Genomic DNA, 7,674 nt, shown 5'->3' on the forward strand with positions numbered 1-7,674 from the left:
TTACGACCGCCATTTCAATGAAGTGGTTTTTCCATGGCTGGAGGTATCGCCGCCAATGGCGTTCAAGGTTAAATCAACGCCGTCCTGACGAAGTTCAGCCAACACCCAGCCAATGGGGTCCGTGTCTCTAAAATTGTAACCCAGCGCTGGAAGATTGATGAGATGAAGCCCGTCAACTTCTTCAAAGCGATAGACGTGTGAATGTCCATAGACGATTGCTTTGACTTTCGGTACAGATGCGACATGTTTCAGCAGCCAGTCAGAATCGAGCAGGCTGCCGTCGCTATCGTCAAGCGTGTGATGGACAAACAACACGACGGGCTTGTCATCAATGGATTCTAAGTATGTTTCGAGCCATGCCCGTTGGCCTTTGCCGAGCAACCCCGCGACTTTGTTAACGTAGAGCAGCGAGTCGAGCGTGACCAGCCGCGCCGTGGGCGTTTCGACCGACACGATGTGTTTGTTCGCGACCTCTTGCGCGTTTTGAATATGAGGTTGAAACGCTTTGGTGAAATTCGCGCGGTTGTCGTGGTTGCCTAGCGCCATGCAGACGGGCAGTTCATCGAGCATTGGTTTGGCGATTTGCTTGAGCATGGCGTAGTCGCCCTCAAAACCTTCCAACCGCGCCAGGTCGCCGGTTATCACGACGCCTTCCGGCTTGGCTTCGAGAACTTGCGGTACAGCGGCGGTCAGATTGTCTTGTGGATCAAAGCCGCGATAGCCGTCTGGTTTGTTTTGGGGAATATGCGTGTCAGACAACCACGCCCATTTCGATATTTCGCCGGCCGCTTTGGACGGCATGACGGAATAGGCTGCGGCGCCGCTGATGATGGTTTGCATAAATTGTCTGCGCGTTGGGGGATTACTTAACCAAGCCATTTCATTTCTCCTAATCAGTGATTACGTTTTCCAATTCGCCGATGCCTTCAATCGAAACGACCACTCTGTCGCCTGCAAATGCTGATAACGCCTTAGTGGTTCCCGAAAAAATAACGTCGCCCGGTTCTAACACGCAAACGCGGGACAAGTCGCTCACAATTTTCGCTGGCGGGAACAAAAGGTTCGATGTGTTATGTTCGTACGTCTGCGTTTTTCCGTCGGGTGAAAATACATTGAGCGTGCGCAGGCGGTTGTTCCAATCGACGCCCTGATGAATGTAGGGGCCGTAGGTTGCAAACTTATCGCCGATCTTTAAACCTGGCGGCAATAGGGTTTCTTCTTGATCTAACGGTTCGCCGTTGATTTTATGGAAAGACGTGACAGAGCCGACCATGTCGTTTCCGACGGAGTAACCGAAGATGGCTTTCTCGGCTTCCTCAAGGGAGGCGTCTTTAACGCGCTTGCCGATGATGATAACCAGTTCGGTCTCGACCAACACTTCATCCAACGACGCGGGCAACTTCACTTCGTCGCCGGGCGAGCCAGCGGACGACGGCGGCTTCAAAAACCAGCGGATGGTTTTGAAAGGTGTTTTGTCTACCCAGGCTTCGCGATAGCTGCCTGCGATGCCGAAGATTTTTTTTGGTTCGCTCGGGTGTAAGAATTTTGCGTCTTTTACATTCACCACGCGACCAGTCGGCGTTCCATTGGCCCAAGGCGCCGCAGTCAGTTGGTGGACCCAACCGCCTTCGACTTTGCCGTAGTGGACGCCATTAAATTCATAGCGGCAAAAGACGCCGTCGGCGAACGCAGCGTTACAAACGATGCATGTTAAAATTGCGGCAACTGTGAATACCAATCGTTTCATCCTATTGTCCCCATTATAAAATCAGATTGTCCGGCAGAACCGCCAGCCGGTTGTCTTCGCAATCAAAAAATTCGTTTCCCCGATCGGTGTGATTTCGGCGCGCCAGGTTTTCAATATAATACAACGTCGGCGCGGTGATGTGCATGTTGTTCAAAAACGGCTGCGTATATTTCACTGCGCCGTATTGTACTCCATCCACATGAATGGGAAACAGTTTGCCGTCGACTTTTCGCCATTGCCCATTGTGGTTGTTCCAGTCGACGCCTTCGGTGAGAAAGCCGTGCGTTCCGTAATGATGCAACGCTGCCGTACGCAGAATGGTAAGGCCTTTGAGTTCATAAGAACGTAGGCGGGTCGAATGCGCCGCTTCGAGGTAGGCCAATGCCGCTTCGGCGTTCTCCCACAGGTAGGCGGTGTCCCACGAGTCTTCCATGTAGAGCAGCCCTTTAGTGATAACGCCGTTGCGGTCGTCTTTCATCTCGAATCGTTCAAGGCCATGCAGGCAATTTGAAAGCGCCCAATCGAATATGGAAGAATCGCGCAGTAAGGATGCAACGCGAACCAAGCAGCGAAACGCAACGCTGTAGGCGACGTTTTCGTGGTCGTCATAGGTGTCATGGTTGATGCTGCCGAATGCGCCGCTGTTGTCGCGGAACGCGTTGGCCGCCCGTTCGATTTCCTGTCGGCAATCGCGGTAGCCCCGACGGGTCAGTTCGGTCCAGAGCCAGACCAGGTAAATCCCGTCGCCGCTGTTGTGATATTGACGGTCGGGGTCGCCCCATACATTCAACGGATGCGGCGTCCCGTCGGGTTTGCAGCGCCGTGGATACCAACCGTTGTCGAGAATGGTTTTGGTTTTCCAAAGCCAATCCGCTGTTTTGACGGCGGTCTCGCGCAGCCGCGTCTGCAAGGGCGCTTGTACTTCATCCGACGCCCATAATAATTGCAGGCAGATATGCGCCAGCGAGCCGGGGCAATACCAGGAATCATAATCCGGCGAGTGCATGTAATTGAGGTAGTGGGTATCGCTGGCGACGTCGCGGTAAGGCAACACCCGTCCGTCGTCTTGAAAGAAACCGCCTTCGAGCGCATGGTGCAAAACCGATTCGCCGATGGTGCGCAGGCGTTTTTCGTTCATCACGCGGGAGAACCATAGCAACTGGTGTGCGCCGCCGACTGCGTTCGCCGCCCAGCCCACGCCTTCTAACTCGCCGAATTCATGCCAGCGGGCGGGGTCGCCATTTGGATCAACGAAGGTTGATTTTGCGCACAGGTTGCCGCGATAGGCGATCAGACAGCGGCGGGTGGTGAAACGTAATGAATCGTTCACACTATCAACGATGCTATAGTCGGATGCCGGGCGATAAAATACGTCACCGTTCATTCTGCGTCCCCAAAATAAATCAAATGCTCTAAAATTGTGTTGAACAAATCTCAAACTGTATTATGGTTTGCATCTTACTACTGATCGAACGTCAGCGAAATAGTCAGATCATTGCTTTTCACTTTGGACGATATGTGTTAAAATTTGAGATATGCCGGATTGGATTATTGGGGAGAAATGAGACGTAATACGTATGAATGAATCGGCAATGACCAACCATAAAGACAGCGAAGCCGTTTTTCCGGCTACCGTCGAAGCGTTGCCGAATATTTGCCGCCAGGTTTGCGACGCCGCCAAAGCATTCGGCATGGTTGACGGCAACTTATGGAAGCTCGAAACCGCCGTTGACGAAGCCTGCACCAACATCGCTTGTTATGGATACAAAGGAAAAAGCGATGGACAAATTTGGATCCGCTGGCGAAAAGAAGGCGACGCTTTCGTCGTCGTCATCAAAGATGATGGACAACCCTTCGATCAATCCAAACCCACCAACCCGAATTTGTCAAACGATATATGCAAGCGCACTGTTGGCGGATTGGGGCGTTTTATCATGCACAAGTTTTTAGATGAAATGAACTACAAACGCGAAGCGGATTTTAATTATCTTACCATGGTCAAAAAATTAGACGGTCAAGATGTTTCCTGACCGCCTAGCTGCTTGATGTATTTTTCGTCCTACTTAGTCGTTCTCGCTAAACACATCCGTCAATTGTTCGTGGTCCCACAAGAATTTTGAATCTTGAAATGTTTCGAGCGTAATGTCATCAACCGCTAAAATGGCGCCGTCGAGAATCACGCCGGGAATGGCGCCTTCCACGTTGCGGTTCTGCAGGATGATGGTGGGTTCGATGTCTCCCTGCTGACGGAAGATGCCGGTCGCGGTCACTTCATGCCACGAATCTTCCGGCAGGCGGTCATTCGAGATAAACGTGACTGCGAGTTGGTTGAAGTTTTGCAATCCAAGCGCAAAGAAGCCGCCGCCGTCTACCAACTTTTTAACGTGTACGCGCGTGGTCAACTCTTTTGGATAAAAATCATCTTCTAATGGATTGGGCCCGATTTCAACTTGCAACGCTGAAGTGGGTTCGTCCAGAGAAAGAACTAGCGATTGGTTCAACCCGCCGGGATAAATGGTGCGATTGGCTTCATTGGTCAAAAAGGCCGAACTACCAAACGAAGCGGCGTCGTTGACCGACACCAAAACGCCTAGCCCGCGCAGAATGGTTTCAAATGCGCCGTCAAATTGAACGGGCAAACGAGTGTCGTTGAGCGCGAGGTCGATGTCGCGCCGGGCAGGGTAGACCCGGACGTTATCGACATAAATTTCCGCGCGGCCGGAGGCTTGCGTCCCCGTGATTTGCAGCAAGGCGCGAACAGACGGCCCGATCACATTGTATGACGTGCTCAAAAATTGATAGACGCTGTCGCCTATGATTTCTTGCCGCGTAACAGAGGTCAGCGAAAGGTTGGAACTGTTCTCCGCCAGGGCCAACATTACCGTCGGCATGTCGTTATTATTTAAATCCAATTTTTCAACTGCGAACCACATCGAAATCGTCGCCTGCCCGGGAGGCAGAAAAATCGGCTCCGATAAGAGGGTGCTGGTTTCGCCGGGATCAATAATGTAGTTGACGCCCCAGCCGTCGGTAATCTCGGTTGCGGGTTCCGGTGGAATGGGGCCGAGAAACACATCGCCCGCCGTTGCGTCCGGCGCGGTATCCACCCAAGTGGTTTGCTCTAAATGATTCGCTGAGAAATTGTAATTTCGTACGGCATTGCCGTCGCCGGGCGGGACGCTAGAGGCGGTTTGTACAATCACACCGTCAAAATCGTTGGGATTGCTTTTACGCTTGCCTAAAAATGTGACGGTTAGCGGTTGCGTCACCTGCTCGCCGGGAAACTCCGGGAACAAAAACAATTCGCCGTGCGCTGCATGGGCCGCTTCCAGCCCTTGGTCATGGGTGAAGGTTGCGTCAAATGGAACATCAGCGATATTAACGCCCGCTGGTTCTGTCATAAACAAGAGCGACAAGGGCGAGATGTAGGCATAGTCTTGCATCAAGGGCGCATTGGGCAAGATGAAATTTTGCAGCCGGAAGGTCGAGGTCTTGACCCGTATGGATTGCTCTACTTGAAACAGGCCGTCTGATGCGCCGACTTGAAAGATTTTTTCTCTTGGAACCAGTCCGCTTTCGACGGACAGTTTGTTGTCGGAGCCTCTTAACAAACGCGGCAGTTCAGAGTCGGGGGCCGTCACTGACCAGATGATGTCTTCGGTCGGCGTATCCTGGTCATAAATAAAGTCATCCAAGTCAATGACGTTGCTTGCGGTTTCTTCTGTTAAAACGCGTATATCCGGCAAGTCAGCCATGACTGGCGATGTGAAAACAACAACATAGAGCGCAAAACTTGAGAACCCTGCGCCTTTTGAATCAATCAACCGCGCACTGACCGTGTGCCGCCCTTCGGTAAATAGCGCACTGATATCTTGTGCGGCTTTGGGCGTACTCACGTCTGCAAAGGTGATGGTTGTGCTTTCAATTGTCCCGCTTGGCTGCGTGACGGAAATTCCAATGGTGTCTCGCGTCAGGATCGTGCCGGTTCCATCCGGGCTGGATGAGAGCATGATTTTTGACTTGCCCGTGGATGGGTCGAATGGGACATTAACCGATGTCTGGTTCGTGAAGAATTCATAATTCGCGTTTGGTGAAATCCCGCTGGCGATATCGGGCGCTAACTGTCCTTCAGGGAAAGGCGTCGGCGTGGCTGTCGGCGTAAAGGTTGGTATGCGCGTCACGGTTGGCGTCGGCGTACGGTCGCGCGGCGTCCGTGTGGGGAACACTGTCGCCGGGACGGTTGGCGTTGGCGTCGGGACCGGCGTGAACAACGGCGTCGGCGTCGGCAGAATATCGTCGAGCGGGTTCTTGACGCTGCGAATGCGGTTATTCGATGAATCGGTGATGTATAGCGTGCCGTCGTCGCTGACGTCGATGCCGACCGGGCCATTCAACAAGGCGATAATCGCTTCTTCTCCATCGCCTGCAAATCCCGCTTGGCCTGTTCCCGCGATTCGTTCCACGAACCCGGTAAACAAATTGCGCCGTCTTACGGTTTGGTCGTCGGATGAGAAATACAAAAATAAATCATTGAGCAGGGCAATACTGCGCGGCCCGAAAAAGGCCGGGTCAATTTCGTTTGAGTAGGCAGTAAAGATGACGCCGTTGCGAATCACGCGGATGCGGTTTCCCAGGCGTTCTGCAATATAGATATCGCCTGACGGATGCACCGCCACGTCGACCGGGCCGTTTAATTGCGCGAGTGTGGCCGAACCACCGTCGCCGCTGCTGCCTTGCAAGCCGGTCCCGGCAAGCGTAACCACGATGCCGTCCGGGCGAATTTTGCGTACTTTGTGATTGAGGATATCGGCAACGATAACGCCGCCGTCGAGGTCGACGGCAAGGCCGCCCAGGATGCGGAACTGCGCTTCACGCGCCGGGCCGTCGTCGCCGCTATTGCCTACGGTTGAACCTGCATACAGATCAATCACGCCGTCAGCGTTCACGACGCGAATTTGATGTGCGGTAGAAATATAAGCGAAACCATTGTCGTCAACCGCAATGCCGCGTGGAAACGTAACCGAAGCGTCAACAGCAAATTGCAGGTTGCCCGTTGCGGCGTTGATACCGTTGCCAGCGAACGCGCTGATTAGCCCTGTTTCGGGGTCATAGCGGCGTACGCGATGGTTATTGAGGTCAGCAATCAGCAAACTGCCGTCAGGATGGAGGGCTACATCTTGAGGGAAACTTAATCGGGCAAGATTTGCCGGGATGTTATCGCCGTTATAGCCCGTTTGCCCAGTGCCGATGATGGTGTCGAGGGTCGCGTCTTCAATCTGAGCGACCGCAGCAATCCCCAGCAGAGATTGGGCTTCAAACATGGGCGCGGACAACGCGCTGTTTGATGCGATAACAATAGAAAATACAAATAGATAGAAGCCTGTGAGGCTCTGTGTAAATCTGCCGTCCTGGTTCACGAAGGCCCTCGCAAAATGAGATTTCATCATAATCGTTATCGACAGGAAACGCTATAAGTCGAGTCCTAATCACATATTTATAGTGCAAAACTGAGGCCAATCCGCCTCATCTAGGCTATTTTAGTTACATTTACTGTAATTTTCCAATAAAAAATGCGGAGGAGGTTTCTCATAATTTAAAGTAGGGGCGCAGCACGCTGCGCCCAATGTCGATTCATTTGGGCGGATTCGCAAATGAAAGCCCTTTTTATTTAGTGGACGTAGATTTCAGGTGCTGAAGAAGGTGAGGCTGCGGTTATATAAAATGAGGCTGCGGTTATATAAAATAAGGTTCATCCGGTAAGTGAGTACTTACATTGATGGATGGGCATAATTTTTATTCAGAAACAGGCTCCGGTATTTCAAAAAATGACAACCCAATCAGGCATGGGTGAAACTCTGGGAGCGCCTGTGCATAAGGGCTTGAAAGCCCGCACTGAAGCAAGCAGAGTTGTACCCATGCCTGATACA

General features: G+C 52.3%; 5 protein-coding genes. 1 reads left to right on the forward strand and 4 read right to left on the reverse strand.

Translation table 11 applies throughout. From position 1 onward, the window contains the following. From P9L94_20290 to P9L94_20300, 3 genes are read right to left on the reverse strand one after another with little or no spacing between them, the layout of a single operon-like run. Entirely contained in the window at positions 1-879 is an 879-nt protein-coding gene (locus P9L94_20290; GenBank protein ID MDP8246433.1) for a metallophosphoesterase, read from the reverse strand. 10 nt (positions 880-889) lie between these two features. Next, positions 890-1,747, reverse strand: coding sequence for a fumarylacetoacetate hydrolase family protein (locus tag P9L94_20295; GenBank protein ID MDP8246434.1), 858 nt, complete (start codon positions 1,745-1,747; stop codon positions 890-892). 13 nt (positions 1,748-1,760) lie between these two features. Beyond that, the gene (locus tag P9L94_20300) at positions 1,761-3,131 is read right to left on the reverse strand and encodes a hypothetical protein (GenBank protein ID MDP8246435.1); all 1,371 of its coding nucleotides are present in this window, start codon (positions 3,129-3,131) and stop codon (positions 1,761-1,763) included. 193 nt (positions 3,132-3,324) lie between these two features. On the opposite strand from P9L94_20300, the gene P9L94_20305 reads away from it, so the two are divergent. After that, the gene (locus P9L94_20305) at positions 3,325-3,777 is read left to right on the forward strand and encodes an ATP-binding protein (GenBank protein MDP8246436.1); all 453 of its coding nucleotides are present in this window, start codon (positions 3,325-3,327) and stop codon (positions 3,775-3,777) included. A 33-nt stretch (positions 3,778-3,810) separates the two neighbouring features. On the opposite strand, the gene P9L94_20310 is transcribed toward P9L94_20305, so the two are convergent. After that, positions 3,811-7,164, reverse strand: a complete 3,354-nt coding sequence (locus P9L94_20310; protein ID MDP8246437.1) for a hypothetical protein — start codon at positions 7,162-7,164, stop codon at positions 3,811-3,813. Between the last annotated feature and the right edge of the window lie 510 nt (positions 7,165-7,674).

It is taken from the genome of Candidatus Hinthialibacter antarcticus, from assembly GCA_030765645.1.
GTDB classification, from domain to species: Bacteria; Hinthialibacterota; Hinthialibacteria; order Hinthialibacterales; family Hinthialibacteraceae; genus Hinthialibacter; species Hinthialibacter antarcticus.

Excerpts from the sequence above, each read along its gene's own strand:
- P9L94_20290 (MDP8246433.1), bottom strand. The coding sequence starts at position 879 with ATGGCTTGGTTAAGTAATCCCCCAACGCGCAGACAATTTATGCAAACC.
- P9L94_20295 (MDP8246434.1), bottom strand. The coding sequence starts at position 1,747 with ATGAAACGATTGGTATTCACAGTTGCCGCAATTTTAACATGCATCGTT.
- P9L94_20300 (MDP8246435.1), bottom strand. The coding sequence starts at position 3,131 with ATGAACGGTGACGTATTTTATCGCCCGGCATCCGACTATAGCATCGTT.
- P9L94_20305 (MDP8246436.1), top strand. The coding sequence starts at position 3,325 with ATGAATGAATCGGCAATGACCAACCATAAAGACAGCGAAGCCGTTTTT.